Origin of the sequence: Longimicrobium sp., assembly GCF_036554565.1 — a bacterium.
GTDB lineage: Bacteria > Gemmatimonadota > Gemmatimonadetes > Longimicrobiales > Longimicrobiaceae > Longimicrobium.
This window is the reverse complement of the sequence record NZ_DATBNB010000718.1, coordinates 1-14091: the sequence shown is the minus strand read 5'-3', so window position 1 is coordinate 14091 and position 14091 is coordinate 1. Positions and strand designations below refer to the sequence as shown.

At 69.6% G+C, this 14091-nt stretch carries 22 protein-coding genes; 21 read left to right on the top strand and 1 reads right to left on the bottom strand.

All coding sequences use genetic code 11. From position 1 onward, the window contains the following. The 18 genes from VIB55_RS20120 to VIB55_RS20040 form a co-directional block, all read left to right on the top strand. Window positions 1-393 (top strand): hypothetical protein (locus VIB55_RS20120; RefSeq protein ID WP_331878459.1); only part of this gene is annotated, 393 nt, incomplete at its 5' end. 194 nt (window positions 394-587) lie between these two features. Then, window positions 588-1031, top strand: coding sequence for a hypothetical protein (locus tag VIB55_RS20115; protein WP_331878458.1), 444 nt, complete (start codon window positions 588-590; stop codon window positions 1029-1031). A 56-nt stretch (window positions 1032-1087) separates the two neighbouring features. Then, window positions 1088-1864 (top strand): DNA (cytosine-5-)-methyltransferase, encoded by a 777-nt coding sequence (dcm, locus tag VIB55_RS25555; protein ID WP_414682049.1) that lies wholly within the window; start codon window positions 1088-1090, stop codon window positions 1862-1864. Then, the gene (locus VIB55_RS20110) at window positions 1861-2022 is read left to right on the top strand and encodes a hypothetical protein (RefSeq protein ID WP_331878457.1); all 162 of its coding nucleotides are present in this window, start codon (window positions 1861-1863) and stop codon (window positions 2020-2022) included. The genes dcm and VIB55_RS20110 overlap by 4 nt, the downstream gene beginning before the upstream one ends. 230 nt (window positions 2023-2252) lie before the next feature. Next, complete coding sequence (locus tag VIB55_RS20105; protein WP_331878456.1) at window positions 2253-2774, top strand: siphovirus Gp157 family protein; 522 nt, start codon at window positions 2253-2255, stop codon at window positions 2772-2774. Further along, window positions 2774-3553, top strand: a complete 780-nt coding sequence (locus VIB55_RS20100) for a Rad52/Rad22 family DNA repair protein (RefSeq protein ID WP_331878455.1) — start codon at window positions 2774-2776, stop codon at window positions 3551-3553. Before VIB55_RS20105 ends, VIB55_RS20100 begins: the two co-directional genes overlap by 1 nt. A gap of 47 nt (window positions 3554-3600) precedes the next feature. Beyond that, window positions 3601-3963, top strand: a complete 363-nt coding sequence (locus tag VIB55_RS20095) for a hypothetical protein (RefSeq protein ID WP_331878454.1) — start codon at window positions 3601-3603, stop codon at window positions 3961-3963. A 33-nt stretch (window positions 3964-3996) separates the two neighbouring features. Beyond that, window positions 3997-4773, top strand: coding sequence for a hypothetical protein (locus tag VIB55_RS20090; RefSeq protein WP_331878453.1), 777 nt, complete (start codon window positions 3997-3999; stop codon window positions 4771-4773). Then, the gene (locus VIB55_RS20085; protein WP_331878452.1) at window positions 4770-5336 is read left to right on the top strand and encodes a hypothetical protein; all 567 of its coding nucleotides are present in this window, start codon (window positions 4770-4772) and stop codon (window positions 5334-5336) included. The genes VIB55_RS20090 and VIB55_RS20085 overlap by 4 nt, the downstream gene beginning before the upstream one ends. Before the next feature lie 4 nt (window positions 5337-5340). After that, window positions 5341-5685, top strand: coding sequence for a hypothetical protein (locus tag VIB55_RS20080; RefSeq protein WP_331878451.1), 345 nt, complete (start codon window positions 5341-5343; stop codon window positions 5683-5685). An 11-nt stretch (window positions 5686-5696) separates the two neighbouring features. Next, window positions 5697-6020 (top strand): hypothetical protein, encoded by a 324-nt coding sequence (locus VIB55_RS20075; protein WP_331878450.1) that lies wholly within the window; start codon window positions 5697-5699, stop codon window positions 6018-6020. 13 nt (window positions 6021-6033) lie between these two features. Further along, complete coding sequence (locus tag VIB55_RS20070) at window positions 6034-6693, top strand: hypothetical protein (protein ID WP_331878449.1); 660 nt, start codon at window positions 6034-6036, stop codon at window positions 6691-6693. Further along, window positions 6693-7442 (top strand): hypothetical protein, encoded by a 750-nt coding sequence (locus tag VIB55_RS20065; RefSeq protein WP_331878448.1) that lies wholly within the window; start codon window positions 6693-6695, stop codon window positions 7440-7442. Before VIB55_RS20070 ends, VIB55_RS20065 begins: the two co-directional genes overlap by 1 nt. 4 nt (window positions 7443-7446) lie before the next feature. Further along, window positions 7447-8244 (top strand): DUF5131 family protein, encoded by a 798-nt coding sequence (locus VIB55_RS20060; protein WP_331878447.1) that lies wholly within the window; start codon window positions 7447-7449, stop codon window positions 8242-8244. Continuing rightward, a complete protein-coding gene (locus VIB55_RS20055; protein ID WP_331878446.1) occupies window positions 8241-8750 on the top strand; it encodes a hypothetical protein in 510 nt (169 codons plus the stop codon). The genes VIB55_RS20060 and VIB55_RS20055 overlap by 4 nt, the downstream gene beginning before the upstream one ends. Continuing rightward, a complete protein-coding gene (locus VIB55_RS20050) occupies window positions 8747-8986 on the top strand; it encodes a hypothetical protein (RefSeq protein WP_331878445.1) in 240 nt (79 codons plus the stop codon). Before VIB55_RS20055 ends, VIB55_RS20050 begins: the two co-directional genes overlap by 4 nt. Then, the gene (locus tag VIB55_RS20045) at window positions 8983-10296 is read left to right on the top strand and encodes a tyrosine-type recombinase/integrase (RefSeq protein WP_331878444.1); all 1314 of its coding nucleotides are present in this window, start codon (window positions 8983-8985) and stop codon (window positions 10294-10296) included. Before VIB55_RS20050 ends, VIB55_RS20045 begins: the two co-directional genes overlap by 4 nt. 29 nt (window positions 10297-10325) lie before the next feature. After that, window positions 10326-10967, top strand: a complete 642-nt coding sequence (locus VIB55_RS20040) for a DMT family transporter (protein WP_331878443.1) — start codon at window positions 10326-10328, stop codon at window positions 10965-10967. Window positions 10968-10972: 5 nt separating this feature from the next. On the opposite strand, the gene VIB55_RS20035 is transcribed toward VIB55_RS20040, so the two are convergent. Next, complete coding sequence (locus VIB55_RS20035) at window positions 10973-11512, bottom strand: hypothetical protein (RefSeq protein WP_331878442.1); 540 nt, start codon at window positions 11510-11512, stop codon at window positions 10973-10975. 97 nt (window positions 11513-11609) lie between these two features. Between VIB55_RS20035 and VIB55_RS20030 the strand changes: the two genes are divergently transcribed. The 3 genes from VIB55_RS20030 to VIB55_RS20020 form a co-directional block, all read left to right on the top strand. Then, the gene (locus VIB55_RS20030; protein ID WP_331878441.1) at window positions 11610-12335 is read left to right on the top strand and encodes a trimeric intracellular cation channel family protein; all 726 of its coding nucleotides are present in this window, start codon (window positions 11610-11612) and stop codon (window positions 12333-12335) included. A 75-nt stretch (window positions 12336-12410) separates the two neighbouring features. Beyond that, window positions 12411-13217, top strand: a complete 807-nt coding sequence (locus tag VIB55_RS20025) for a CbiX/SirB N-terminal domain-containing protein (protein ID WP_331878440.1) — start codon at window positions 12411-12413, stop codon at window positions 13215-13217. Next, window positions 13210-14091, top strand: an 882-nt coding sequence (locus tag VIB55_RS20020) for a DR2241 family protein (protein ID WP_331878439.1), incomplete at its 3' end; no start/stop codon positions are given. The genes VIB55_RS20025 and VIB55_RS20020, both read left to right, overlap by 8 nt.

The following is a 14091-nucleotide window of genomic DNA, read 5'->3' as shown; positions in this document are numbered from 1 at the left end:
CCCAGCCGCGCCGAGAAGCACGCCGCCCCCAAGAAGCGGGCGAAGCTGAACCCGCGCAACGACGAGCGGGCGGCGGAGAAGCGGGTCGTGAAGTTCGGGCCGCAGGCTGACGCCTGCCGCTCGCTCCCCTGCATCGGGTGCGGCCAGGACGCGACGCCCGACTGCCCGACCGACCCACACCACGAGCCGCAGGACAGCACCGACGCGGACACGGTGCCGCTTTGCCGCGCCTGCCACACCCGCCGCCACGCCGTCGGCCCCGTCACGTTCTGGGCTGAACTGGGCGTGGACCCGGAGGAGATCAAGCAGGCCGTCCGTGATTGGATGGCGAACCCGTGCCCCGTCTCCTGGGGGTTGAGCCCCGTCCGTGAAGCCGCGGAGGTGGCATCGTGAACGAGCGTGTGTTAGCGCGTCGGCGGCGGCAGTTCGCACCGGAGGTTGACGGAATACGGCGCAGCGTGAAGCGGAGTGTCGAGCACTTCGCGGCCGGCTTCGAGGTTCCCCCGCGGCTCGCCCGCGCCGTCGAACGCACGCACCGAGTCAGGCGGGGTGAGTAACCCGTACGGCTCCAGCACGGGAGCGGGCCGATGACGCTCCGTATCCAGCGCTACCGCGTGCTCCGCGTGGACCCCGCCGTCCCGCACGACCTCGAAGCCGCGCAGGCGATGAAGTACGCGTGCGGCCGCATGTCGCGTCCCTGCGGTCAGAACCTGGCCGAGCGCTGGGCCGACGCCTTCCGCCGCGTCTACCCGCGGGCCGTGTTCGTGGTGACGTACGACGATCCGGGCGGCGAGTGGACGTCGCTGTACCGCACGTACCCGTACGTCGGCGAGCCGTACCCGGAGCCCGACATGGTGGACGAGTGGGTGCCGCTGGGATACACGAGCCAGCACGAAGGATCGCTGTGGGTGGTGCGCTACGGGGACCAGGTGATCGGCGCGCGGTCCGGCCAGCTGGACGCACGGGAGATCGCCAGGGTGCACGCGCGAGTGCATGCGGCGGTGGACGAGCAGGTGCTGGAGGCCGCGTGAACGCCAAGGCCGCGCCGACGCTGACCGTGGGGTCGCTGTTCTCGGGTATCGGCGGCATGGACCTGGGTTTGGAGCGCGCCGGGATGCGCGTGGTGTGGCAGTCGGAGATTGACCCCTACGCCGTTCGGGTACTGGCGAAGCATTGGCCGGGCGTGCCGAACCATGGGGACATCACCCAAATCGACTTCACGGCAGTGGAATCCGTTGATGTGCTCTGCGGCGGCTTTCCATGCCAAGACATCAGCTTGGCCGGCGCTGGTGCTGGCATGGTGGGTACCCGCTCGGGCCTCTGGAAGAACTATGCAGCAGCCATTCGGACTGTTCGACCCCGATACGTGCTCGTGGAGAACGTGGCAGCACTCGTTGTTCGGGGGCTCGGAACCGTTCTCGGGGACTTGGCCGCGCTCGGGTATGATGCGGAGTGGGATGTTATACCCGCGTGCTTCCTTGGTGCCCCGCATCTCCGAGAGCGGCTTTTCATTGTGGCCTACCCCCACTGCGTCGGACGATACGCGCGCCCGGTACTCCCTGGAATCACTGCGGCGGCAGCTCAGGCGCAATCAATCGCACGGGTTTCAGACTGGCGGCTCCGGGGGGAGCTTCGCCGCTCGCCTGGCGGACGAGTTCGGTTGTTTCCTGACCCCCAGCTTGTCCCGGTGGACGATGGGCTTTCCGCCCGATTGGTGCGACTCGGGTGGGCCAAACGCCTCCCGAGGATACGGAAACGCCGTCGTCCCCCAGGTAGCCGAACTCGTGGGCTCGTGGATCGTCGCCCACGCAGCCGCGACCACGACCTATCCCCTCGCCGCCTGAACAGGAGCAACCCCCGATGACGCTCGATGCCGTGTTCGCTGTATGGCTGGGAATGATGGCGGGGCTGGTGATCGGCCTGTGCCTGACGGCCGACGTGCTGGTCCGGTGGTGGTGCCGCGGGAAGGTGCTGGACCCGCAGGCCGCAGAGCAGATCGCCAAGGCCCTGGACCTGGGCTGAACAAGAGAAGAGGCCCGCCAGCGTGAGCGCGCTGGACGGGCCGGGGACGCGGAACGGCGATGACCAGGAGAGCCGCCGCCCGCGAGCCGGAAACGTAAGCTCTCCCGAGAACGGATTCAAGTGAGCACCACGATCAACCCGCCCGCCATCACGCGTGAGCAGTTCGACGCCCTCTCCCCTGCGGAGAAGAGCGGTGGCGAGTTCATCCCGACCGCGCCGGAGCCCGTCCAGTGAGCACCCTTTACGAGATCGACGCCGACGAAAGCGCCCTGGCCGAACTCCTGTTCGATGTGGGCGGCGATGTGAGCGACGAGGACGTGGCCGCGGCGGTGGACGCATGGATGGCCGAACTTGGCGACGCACGGGCCGTGAAGCTGGACGGCTACGGTAAGGTCATCGGGGAGTTGGAGGCGCGGGCCGCAGCCAAGACGGCCGAAGCGGACCGGCTCCGCAACCGGGCCGCCGCCGAGCTCAACCGTGTGAAGCAGTTGAAAGAGCGGCTGCTGGCGTACATGCGCGAGCGCGGGCACAAGGCCATCGGCGGCAACTTGTTCCGCTTCGCGGTCTGCGCCAACGGCGGCAAGACGCCGCTGGTTCTGCACGTGCCCACGGAGGAGTTGCCGGAGCAGTTCCGCGAGGCACTGACCACGTACCGCCCCAAGAGCGACGACATTCGCGCCGCGCTGGAGTCCGGCGCCGACTTGTCGTTCGCCACGCTTGGCGACCGCGGCTACCACCTGCGGGTGCGCTGATGCCCATCGACTTCAAGGCGCTGCAGGACTTCTTCCCCGAGGACGCAATCGAGTGGCGCGTCCAGACGGCAGGGGAGAAACAGGGTCGCGTGTGGTGCATCGCCGTGGCGTACCTGACGAACCGCGCGATCCAGCAGCGGCTTGACGAGGTGGTCGGACCGGAGAACTGGCGCAACGAGTTCCAGCCAGGGCCGGACGGCGGCGTGGTCTGCGGCATCTCCATCTACGTGTCGCGCGACGTGGTGGCGCCGGGCACGGGCGAGGTGACGGCCACGCGCGGCGAGTGGGTGACGAAGTGGGACGGCGCGGAGAACACGGACGTGGAAGGCGTGAAGGGCGGGCTGTCGGCAGCGATGAAGCGCGCGGCAGTCCAGTGGGGAATCGGGCGCTACCTCTACGAGTTGGAGGAAACGTTCGGGCGGGTGCACGACGATGGCCGGTTCCGCGGCAAGACGCGCGAGGGCACGTCGTTCCGGTGGGACCCGCCCGCGATCCCTGCCGAGTACCTGCCGCGCCAGGCTGCGCCCGCGCCCGCGCCGGCCACCGCACCCGTAGCGCCCGTTGGCGAGCACGAAGCCATGCTGGAGTACGTGCGGACGGTCGGCCCCCGCGTTGGCGACATGGCCGAGATCCGCGTCAACCGGAAGGCTCACAACCTCAAGGAGTTCGTCCGCGAGAACTGGCAGTCCATCAAGGAGCAGCCGCGCGTCGCGAGGGCCGTGGTCGAAGCCATCGAAGCGGCGACGGGGAAAGCGTTCGGGCAGGACGAAGGGAAGTGACGGGCCAGCCGGGCGCGTCGCGATCAACCTCCCACGACGGAGGGCAGGTGCAAGCCGAAGAAAAGGAAGTCACGCTGGAAACGCTCGGGCGGGGCGGCGCGGTGGAGCAGTTCAACGCCGAGCTGGAACGCGCCCTCGCGGACTGCCTGGACCCGAACGCCGATCCGAAGGCCGCGCGTGCCGTGGTGCTGACGGTGAAGCTGAAGCCCACGGAGGACCGCACGGCGGCGTCGATCGAGTACAAGGTCGCCGCGAAGCTGGCGGGCATGAAGCCGCAGGGCGGTGTCGTGTTCATCGGCAAGGAGCGCAGGGACGGCGAGACGGTGGCCGTCGCGTACGACCGAATCCAGTACGAGGCCATGCCGCAGGCGGCCAGCGTCCACCCGATCCGCCCGCCTGCCGCGAGCTGATCGCCAACTCCAACGTCAAAGGAACGCCGATCAATGAGCACTTCACTGGACGGGACCGCCGTCAAGAACGTCGCCGACCTCGCGCAGCAGGCCCTCGCGGCCGAGCCGCGCATCGTGGAAATCGATGGACTCACGTTCAGCACGACAACGTTGCAGTACGTCGCACCGCCGAAGGACCCCGCGCCGGCGGCGCTGACGGTGCACACGCTGACGGGGCTGACCGACTACATCGAGGCGAACCGCGACACGCTCCCCCTGAACGAGTGCGTTCTGCACGTGGTGAACCCCGGCCGGGTGGAGCTTCGCGGGAGGCTGACCGGCCATCACCAGCAGCGGCACACCTACATCGTCGCGGAGCACTTCGACCGCTTCGCCGCCTTCCAGCAGTTCCGGTTCGGGGCGTTCGCCTCAACCGAGGTGGTCATCATCGCCACGCAGGCGCTGTTCGAGGACGCGGCAGACCGCGCCGGGCTGGTGCAGCTGCTGGGCGGCGTGAAGTCCATCAACGAAGCCGAGTTCATGGACGACGGCGTGTCCCAGCAGGTGGAGGTTCGGAAGGGCGCAGTCCTCACGAGGACGACGGTTGCCCCGACGCGGCTCGCCCTGGTGCCCTTCCGCACGTTCCCCGAAGTGGCGCAGCCCGAATCCAACTTCTTCCTGCGGCTCAAGGAGCAGGGCGACGGGATGGCGGCGGCGCTGTTCGAGGCGGACGGCGGGGCGTGGCAGCTCGAAGCTATCGGCAACATCGACACGTGGCTCTCCGACCGGCTGAAGGACGCCGGGGTGGAAGACCTGGCCGTCATCGCGTGACGCGTGGGCGGGGCGGCCAGCCCGTCCCGCCGACCCCCGCGGTGCCGGTGTGCGTGGTCTGCCGGGAGCGTCCCGCGAGAGGGCTGCAGTGCGACCCGTGCCGAGAGGCGCCGCGCGACGGCAAGGGCACGGGGCGGGTGGCGCGGAAGCTGGCGCGGCACGGGGCTGAAGCGGCGGCCAGGTGGGACGGCGCGGCGCTCGTGGTGACGCTCCCGTTGCCGCCCAAGGAACTGAGCCCGAACGCACGGGCGCACTGGCGGAAGAAGTCGGCGGCGGTGAAAGCGTACCGGGCGCTCGCGGCGAACGCGGTCCGGCTGGTAGGGCGGGTGCCGAGGTGGGAGGGTGCGACGATGACGGCGGTGGTCTACATGCCCGACGCCCGCACCCCCGATGACGACAACGCAGCTGCAGCCCTCAAGGCAGCACGGGACGGGATCGCAGATGCGGGACTGGTAGAGAACGACAGGGACATCCACGCAGGGCGGACGGCGGTGCAGGTGGACCGCGACCGCCCACGGGTGGAGATCACGCTTACTGAGTTGAACGCCCAACAGGAGGGCTGAGGGAATGGCCGAGACCGCGAAGAACTACCCGATCAACAAGGCGCCGCGCCGGATCGAGCTGCTGGGCGACCCGAATAAGAAGCCGGAACCGGCCGAGCACATCATCGAGTTCCCCGGGGGCGCCATTCAGGTGACCCGCACCAGCAAGAACGAGTACTGGGCTCACATCATCGTGAACCACGCCGAGCCCTTCGAAGATGGAAGCACACGCGAGCGGGCCAGTGGCGAAGTCGTGGAGAGCCGCGTGGGATACACGTCCGCCCGTGCGATTGAGTCCGTGCCGAATGCCGGGGACGCCTACCACATCGCCGTCTTGATTCGCACCTCTTCTGTCGTCGGGGAGGGCTGAGGATCATGGGGATGATCGGGAAGTTCATCGACGCCCTCCCGCGTCGGGCGCAACAGCGCATCGCTCACGCATCCGGCCGATGGGTCGCGGAGGACTACCACGATCCGGCCACGCACTGCCGATGCCTGGCCGGCCATGCGGGGAACTTCCGCCTTGATCGGAGAGGCATCGTGTTGGGCGGGCTGTTGGATGATGACGCGCTCGAGAGGGGCGGGGCGAGCGCGGGCGGGCTGTGGAAGGCCGAGCGCAGATTCGATGCCCTCTGCTTCCGGTTCGGTACGGACCGGGTGGGCGGGCTCTGCGAGGCCCGCGCCCGCCGCCGTCTCGCGGCCTGAACCGATGGAGCGCGTGCGGATCGCCGGGACGCCCGGCCTGACGAGGGAGCAACTGCAAGCCGAGATGGAGGCGAGCCGCAGGCGCGAGGCCGCACGCATCGACGCGGCCCGGCGGGAGCGGGAGGCCGACGATGGCCAGGTGCACCGCCCGGACCTGCTGGACGAGCCGCGCGACCGCTTCACCGTGGACGGGACGCCGATCGTCAACACGACATTCCGGCGGCAACCCAAGTCCGCGCCGCCCGCCGAACCAGAACCGCCACCGCTCCCCACGACGACGAAGCGGAGCCGGTCAAGCGCGGCACCCGTGGTGAGGGTGGACCCGCCCACGACGGCAGAGAAGAGCAAAGAGGCGCCCGTACCTGCGGGCTTCCAATACACGATGTGGGGAGGGGGTGAGAAACCGATGGCGTTCAAGACCACGCACATGCGCCTCGATGTGAAAGGCGCGCTGATGAGGACGGACCGCGAGCTCGGTAGGTTGGGGCTCGTGGACGATGAAGGCCGCGACTTGAAGGACGGCCGCAAGGTGCGGAGCGCGCTGCTGGACCTGCTTGGGAACGGTGTGCTGTACCTGCCGGTGGGTCCGCGCTGCGAGGGGTGGAGCGATCGCGAGGGGTGCCCAGGCCATGAGGTCGCCGCGCCCGCCGCTTCTGCTGTGGAGGTGGGCTGATGCGCGCCGCCGAAACTGCCGTGCGGGAGCGCCCCATCCTGTTCTCGGATGCGATGGTGCGGGCGATCCTCGACGGGCGGAAGACACAGACCCGGCGCGTGGTGCGGCCGCAGCCAATCCACCGTGTGGTGGAAGGGCTGGGGGGCGTCACCGCCGGTATGGACCCCGCAATGGACGGGGCGATCTGGTACGACGCGGACGGCATCAACCCCGGTCGCGCGATGCTGTGCCCCTATGGGCGGATCGGCAACCGGTTGTGGGTGCGCGAGGCGTGGGGCTATCGAGGCAGCGTCTGGAACTCCCGTGAGCCTGCGGTCCGGAGCCACCGCCTAGCCTACCGCGCCGACGGAGCTACGGCGGAGATTGGTCGACCGGCAGACTACCTGTCCGGGGTGCCGCGCCAGCGAGCGCCGATTCCGGGCGAGTCCGAGTACGACCGCAACGACTACTGCGCGCGCTTCCTCAAGGCGTGGCGCCCCTCCATCCACATGCCCCGCTGGGCGTGCCGCCTGGTGCTGGAAATCGTGGACGTACGGGTGGAGCGGGTGAACGACATCAACATGGCCGATGCGACGGCGGAAGGCGCGGCGCCGCTGTGCGACATTCACCCCGGCGTCCAGCACACGGCCTGCGCGGGGATCATCCCGGCGTTCCGTGGCCTGTGGGACAGCATCAACGGCGCGCGCGGCTACGGCTGGGGTGCGATGCCGTGGGTGTGGGCGATCACCTTCCGCCGCGTGGAGGGCTGAACCCATGGGAGCGAATACGAAAATCGAGTGGTGCGATCACACGTTCAATCCGTGGATCGGTTGCCAGCGGGTGAGCCCCGGCTGCGTGAACTGCTATGCGGAGCACACGAATACGTACGTCCGCGTCCAGCGCGCGGGCGGCAACGAATTGTGGGGGCCGAAGGGTGCCCGCCACGTCACCAGCGACGCCAACTGGCGAAAGCCGCTCGCGTGGAACCGATTGGCGGCTGGTAACCGCACGACCGCGTGGGCGTTGGACAAGGTGCACGTGCGCCCCCGCGTGTTCTGCGCGTCGCTGGCCGACGTGTTCGAGGACCGCCCCGACCTGGTGGCGCCGCGCGCGCGGCTGTTCGCGTTGATCCAGGCCACGCCGGAGCTGGACTGGCTACTACTCACCAAGCGTCCCGAGAACATGGTGCGGCTGGCGCAGGCGTCCGGCTGGGAAGGCGACTGGCCCGCGAACGTGTGGGCCGGGTGCACCGTGGAAGATCAGCAGCGCGCGGACGAGCGGATCGCGCACCTGCTGGCCGTGCCCGCCGCCGTACGCTTCCTCTCATGCGAGCCGCTGCTTGGACCCGTGGACCTGAAGGGCAGCCTCTACCGCAACGGCATGTGGGTGGACCCGGTGAAGCGCATGGGCGAATCGGCCGTCGCCCGCCTGCTGAAACTGCCCAGTGACGCACACCGCCGCGCCGTGCTGGACTTCTTCTGCCGGACGTGCGGTCGCCATCTCCCAGACGCGGGTGATTGTCCCACGTGCGACGATCTGCCCGACGCCTACAACGCGGAGCATGGCCGATGATGGACCCGAAGATCAAAGAGCAGCTGCGGGAGCGGATCATGGCGAACGCCGGTCTGCTGGAGGACCATCCCCGTGCGCTTGCTCGCGTGGACGCCATCCTCGCCGACGTAGAGGCCGTGGTGACGGCGCACGAGCAGAAGGCGTTCGCGGACGGGGTGCGGCGCGTGGCCTTTGGCAACCTGACGCCACCCGAGCAGCGCGCCGCCGAGGCGTACCCCATGCCCACCGTGACCGTGAAGCGCGCGCGTGAGGTGCCGGATCCGGCGCAGCGGCCAGAGAACGCCGGCCTGGTGTGGGCGCTGATTGAGGGGAGATTTCAATTCAAGCGTACCAACGACCCGGAGTGGACCGGCTGGAACGGAATCGTCCCGGCCGCGGAGGTAACGACTGATCGAGTCCGCGTGTGGGCCGACCTCCTTGCCGACCCCGACGAGACGGTGGAGGTACAGCGCAGCGCCGACGATCCCCTCGGTGACGTGGACGCCCCTCAGCAGGTGTCGGCATGAGGACCATCGAGCAGGAACGGGCGCGCTACAACGGCATATCCACATCCGAAGCCGCCAAGCGGATCGGTGGCGCGGTGCCTGTCAGCAACGAGCACGTCCTTGCGCTGTTGGAGGACGGAGAGATTGAGGCGACCGACGTGAGCCGGGCTGGCGCAAAGCGTCCCGAGTGGCGGTTCAGCCCTGAGTCCATCGATTCCTTCATGGAACGCCGCACGAAGAAGGCGAAAGCCGCATGAGCATCAAGGAACGCCGGGACGGCTACCTCGGCTACGAGCGTCGCCGCAAAGGGCTGCGCGGCGGTCGCATCGACATCAGCCTCGGCACCAAGAAGCGGGCAGAGGGGGCGAAGCTGGCGCGCGCGCTGGACACGTTGCTGGACCTTGAGGCGTTCGACGTGGTGGAGGCAGTGCGCGCCGGGACGCTGACGGTGCGCCAGGTGGCCGAGGCCGCGGGCGACGTGGATTCCCTGCGCGTCGCGCTGAACCCTGCCCCGGTGGATAGCGAGGCGGCGGACAGCCCCGCCATCGTGCCGTTGCCGGACCTGTCGCTCGCGGCGCTGGCAGAATCCGTCGTGGCTGAGAAGGGTGCTACGCGGTCAGGCGGCACCAAGGAGGTCTACGAGCGTGGAACCCGCGCCCTGTTGCGGTTCTTCGGCCCCGAACGCGAGCTGCACACGATCACGATTGCCGAGTGCCGCGATTTCCTCTACTCGCCCAAGCCGACCCGGCACCCCCAGAACCCCCCGCGGGTGTGGTCGCCCAACAGCCAGCGTTCGGCGTACGACGTGGCGACGTTCCTGTGGCGGCGTGCGCTGTCGGTAGAAGCCGAAGCATCGCGCATGCACGGCTTCACGCCGCGGCTCGTCGCGAACCCCTGGAAAGAGGTTACGCCCGCCGACCGGAAGACCACGCGACACAGCTTCCTTTCGCACGAAGAGTTCGCCGTGCTGATCCGCAAGCACCGGGGCCATCCGCTGTGCGCCGCCCTGGCTACGTGCACGCTCGCCGGCCTTCGGGCTCGCGAGCTGACGCACCTGCGCACCGACATCGACATGGTGCTCGGGGACTCTGCAGCCGCTTCCGTGATCCACGTGCAGAGTAGGGAAGGCGAGCACGGATGGGACACCAAGAACCCCAACAGCGTCCGCACGGTGCCGGTGCACGAAGACCTATACCCGCTGCTGGTGGAGCACCGGGAAAGCGGCTACGCCGGTCGCCGCTACTTCTTCCGTACGTCCCGCGCCGACAAGCCGCTCGGCTACTGGACCCTGCGCGACAGCGCCCAGTCGGGTTTCGAGGCGGTGGGGCTTCGGTACGGGCGGGAGGGCGACGCGCTCACACTCCACAGCCTGCGGCACACGTTCGCGTCGTGGCTCGCCCAAGAAGGCGTAGCGAGTCGCGACATCGCCCGGCTCATGGGCAACACGGCGGACGAGGTGGACAGAACGTATGCCCACCTGATGCCCAGCGACGACCGTAGAATCCTCGGCAGGATGGGCAACCCGTTATCCGGTGAAAAGTCCGGCGTTTCACCTTCAACCCGATAAATCGCTGTGAGTATGCGGGCATCCACAAGATGTGCTTCATCCTGGGGCTGGACCGCACCCAGGCGGGGCACGCCAGCCTGATGCTGGCGCTTACGCCCATCATGACGGCGTTCCTCTCCATGCTCACCGGGCACGAGAAGCCGGGGCCGCGCACCTGGGGCGGCGCGTCGCTCTCCATCCTGGGCGTGGCGCTGGTCAGCGGGGCGACGCTGCGGGTGGAAGGGCGCGAGGCGCTGGTCGGCAACGCCATCCTGGTGACCGCGTCGGCCGCCTGGGCGTGCTACACCGTGGGCGCGCGGCCCATCGTGCGGAAGTACGGCAGCATCCGCACGACGGCATGGACGCTGTGGGTGGGGGCCGTGGGGCTGGTGGTGGCGGGAAGCCCGGCCCTGTCGCGCCAGGACTGGGGCGCGGTGGACGGGCGGGCGTGGGGCGGCATGCTCTTTTCGGCCACGTTCGCCATCGGCCTGGCGTACCTGATCTGGTATCGCGGGGTGGAGCGGATCGGGAACACGCGCACCGCCATCTACAGCAACCTCACCCCCGTGGTGGCGCTGATGGCCGGCGCCGTGCTGCTGAACGAGCGCCCCTCGGCCCTGGCGCTGATGGGCGCGGCGCTCACGCTGGCGGGGGTGATGATCGTCCGCACCGACCCGGGTTCGGCGGGATAGCGCGGTCAGCGAACGGGGATGGAGATGCCCACCCGGTCCGTCGACAGCGTGACCCGCGCCCGGCGGATCGGCATGCCGTACGACTGCCAGTAGTCGCGCGCGAACACCGCCCCGCCCAGCGCGCCAAGCCCCGTGCCGGCGAGCGCCCCACCGGCCAACACCAGTGCCGCGTTCGTGCCGAAGTCCTCGTCAGTCCCCTCCATGGCCACGAAGGGGCCCGCCACCCCGCCCGCCGCGGCGCCCAGGAACAGGCCCAGCCGCGCGCCGCGGATGGTGGAGCGGCGCCGGTCGAATCCCAGGTTCTGCGCCATCCCGCGGATGCTGTCCACGTGAATCGCGAACTCCCGCCCCGTCCCGGCCTGGCGCAGGGCCAGCGTATCGCCCTGGTACCGCAGCACCTCGCCCCGGATGACGCCCGGGGCCGCGGACGGCGCGCGCACCCGCACCTCGTCGCCGGGAACGAGTCCACGCGCCGCCCGCTGCGCGGCGGAGGGAGCCGCGAAGGCCAGCAGGGCGAGAACGAACGGCAAGCAGCGGATCGGCATTGGACGGGTGCGGCCGGGGTGAATGCGGCAGAGAGGGTGCGGGAATGTTTCGCGCCCGCCCCGCTGGAGCAAGAAGCGGACTGGCCGGAACGGCGGGATGGCGGATGGCCGCGAAGCCGTTATCATCTCCCGCGCGACGCAGCTTTCCTCCACGGGCGGACGAACGGTGATCCCCTACTACCTGGACCTGCTCGGCGTGTTCGTGTTCGCCATCAGCGGCGCGCTGGCGGCGGGGCGCAAGAGCCTGGACCTGCTGGGCGTGGTGGTGATCGCGGTGGTGACCGCGGTGGGCGGGGGCACCGTGCGCGACCTGCTGCTGGACCGGCACCCCATCTTCTGGATCGCCGATCCGGCCTACATCGTGGTCATCACCGTGGCTTCGCTCGCCACCGTGGCGTGGACGAGGCGCTTTCGCCCGCCGCACAACACGCTGCTGATCGCCGACGCGCTCGGGCTCGCGCTGTTCGCCATCGCGGGCGCGCAGGTGGCGCAGGATGCGGGGCTCTCCGCGCCGCTGGTGGTGATGATGGGCGCCATCACGGGAACGGCGGGCGGCATGGTTCGCGACGTCCTGACGAACGAGATCCCGCTGATCCTGCGTCCCGCGATGGACCTGTACGCCACCGCGGCCATGGCCGGCATCGGGCTGTACCTGGCGCTGGAGGCCATCGGTGCGCCGCGCGCGCACGCGGCGATCACGGGGATGGTGGCCATCGCCCTGCTGCGCTTCCTCGCCATCCACCGCGGCCTTCGCCTTCCCGTCTTCAGCCTGCCCCCCGACGTCCGCGACGAACCGACCGCTCTCGCGGACGTCGAGCGCTGACGCGCGTCCCTTGCCCGCGCCGCGCCGCCCCTGCATCTTCGCCCGTTGCACAACGACTGTCGAAGGAGCAACACGTTGCAGGCTTTGATCATCATCGGCCACGGCTCGCACCTGAACGCCGAGAGCAGCGCGCCCGTCTACGCCCACGCCGCGGCCATCCGCCGCACCGGGGTGTTCGACGAGGTGCGCGAGTGCTTCTGGAAGGAAGAGCCCTCCATGCGCGAGGTGTTCGACCTGGTGGAGGCCGACGAGGTGTACGTGGTACCCCTCTTCATCTCCGAGGGCTACTTCACCGAAGAGGTGATCCCGCGCGAGCTGGGGCTTTCCGGCCCGGCCCCGTCCGTCACCCGCAAGCTGGGGAAGACCATCCACTACACCGGCCCGGTGGGTACCCACCCGTCCATGGCGGAAATGATCCTGCGCCGCGCCGAAGAGACGGCGGGGCTGGATGCGGAGCGGGCGCGCCGGGCGGGGCTCATCATCATTGGCCACGGGACGGAGCGGAACAGCAACTCGTCGGAGGTCATCTACCGCGTCAGCCGCCAGGCCGGCGAGGCGGGGGTGTTCGGCCACGTGAAGACGGGCTTTCTGGACCAGGAGCCGGAAGTCGGCGCCGTGCTGGACGGGATGGAGGAAGACACCGTAGTGCTCGTGCCCTTCTTCGTCGCGGAGGGGTGGCACACGCAGGAAACCATTCCCGACGACCTGGGGATCAACCGTCCGGCGGTGACCACGGTGACGGAAAAGGACGGCAGGGTGATCTTCTACGCCGCGCCGGTGGGCACCTTTCCCGAGATCGCCGAGATCGTGCTGCAGCGCGCGCGAGAGGCGGGGGCGCAGGTGCCCGAAGGCGTTCGGGTGACCGAGGCCGCGGGTGTCTGACGCGCGCGAGGTGCGCGGATCGCACGCGCCGGGCGGGATGGCCGCCGCGCGCGAGGCGCTGGTGGCGTGGGTGAACGAGGAGCCGGCGGGGCGCGTCTTCCTGCAGGTGCGCCTCCTTCATATGGGCGACGGACGATACGAGATCCGCCACGTTCGAGACGTGCGGCGTTCGCTGGAGTCGCTGGAAACGGTGACGGCAGACCCGTACGCCGCCATCGGGATCGGCCAGACGACCAACTCGGGAGACCACCGCCCGCTGAAGACGTCGCCCAACCTGCGGCAGGGCTGGGCGCTGGTGGACCTGGACGCGCGGGCGCTGTGGACGGCGCTGGACTACCTGTACCCGGCCTGCGCGATGCACTGGCACGCGGGGCGGCAATCCACGTTGCGGGTGACGCATTGGAACGAGGTGGCGGCGCGGCAGACCGGCATGTACGGCGCGGTGAAGCTGCTGCCCGCGCCGGTGGTGCGGAACACGGTCCGCGCCTGCTGCGGCGACGAGGTGTGCCTGCGGCGGGTGGCGTGGGACGTGGACACGGAAACGCCGCTCGCGCTTCCGACGGAAGGGGAGGCCGAGGGAGAACGGGTGCCGTGCCCCGAGGCGTGCTCCATGTTCATCTCCTTCGCCCGCCAGGTGCTGGTGCAGGAGCGCGCGCCCCGGCTGGAGCTGCCAGGCCTGGGGCGGCTGGCGGCGGAAGAGATCGAGCAGGTGCGGTCGGTGGTTGCCGCGGCGGCCACGGGGCAGAGCCATCTTGCGCGCGAGGGCGAGTTCGGCGACCCCACCAACGTGCGGCGGATGCGGTACCTGGCCCTGCGGCTGGCGGAGGAAAAGGAGCGCGTAGGCGAACTGCCGGCCGCCGAGCTGCCGTGCGAG

Bases quoted from the DNA above. Each gene is read 5' to 3' on its own strand.
- VIB55_RS20110 (WP_331878457.1), top strand. From the start codon at position 1,861: ATGACGCTCGATGCCGTGTTCGCTGTATGGCTGGGAATGATGGCGGGG.
- VIB55_RS20030 (WP_331878441.1), top strand. From the start codon at position 11,610: ATGGCGGATGGCCGCGAAGCCGTTATCATCTCCCGCGCGACGCAGCTT.
- VIB55_RS20080 (WP_331878451.1), top strand. From the start codon at position 5,341: ATGGCCGAGACCGCGAAGAACTACCCGATCAACAAGGCGCCGCGCCGG.
- VIB55_RS20050 (WP_331878445.1), top strand. From the start codon at position 8,747: ATGAGGACCATCGAGCAGGAACGGGCGCGCTACAACGGCATATCCACA.
- VIB55_RS20100 (WP_331878455.1), top strand. From the start codon at position 2,774: ATGCCCATCGACTTCAAGGCGCTGCAGGACTTCTTCCCCGAGGACGCA.
- VIB55_RS20045 (WP_331878444.1), top strand. From the start codon at position 8,983: ATGAGCATCAAGGAACGCCGGGACGGCTACCTCGGCTACGAGCGTCGC.
- VIB55_RS20065 (WP_331878448.1), top strand. From the start codon at position 6,693: ATGCGCGCCGCCGAAACTGCCGTGCGGGAGCGCCCCATCCTGTTCTCG.
- VIB55_RS20035 (WP_331878442.1), bottom strand. From the start codon at position 11,512: ATGCCGATCCGCTGCTTGCCGTTCGTTCTCGCCCTGCTGGCCTTCGCG.
- dcm (WP_414682049.1), top strand. From the start codon at position 1,088: ATGGACCTGGGTTTGGAGCGCGCCGGGATGCGCGTGGTGTGGCAGTCG.
- VIB55_RS20060 (WP_331878447.1), top strand. From the start codon at position 7,447: ATGGGAGCGAATACGAAAATCGAGTGGTGCGATCACACGTTCAATCCG.
- VIB55_RS20055 (WP_331878446.1), top strand. From the start codon at position 8,241: ATGATGGACCCGAAGATCAAAGAGCAGCTGCGGGAGCGGATCATGGCG.
- VIB55_RS20115 (WP_331878458.1), top strand. From the start codon at position 588: ATGACGCTCCGTATCCAGCGCTACCGCGTGCTCCGCGTGGACCCCGCC.
- VIB55_RS20040 (WP_331878443.1), top strand. From the start codon at position 10,326: ATGTGCTTCATCCTGGGGCTGGACCGCACCCAGGCGGGGCACGCCAGC.
- VIB55_RS20090 (WP_331878453.1), top strand. From the start codon at position 3,997: ATGAGCACTTCACTGGACGGGACCGCCGTCAAGAACGTCGCCGACCTC.
- VIB55_RS20075 (WP_331878450.1), top strand. From the start codon at position 5,697: ATGATCGGGAAGTTCATCGACGCCCTCCCGCGTCGGGCGCAACAGCGC.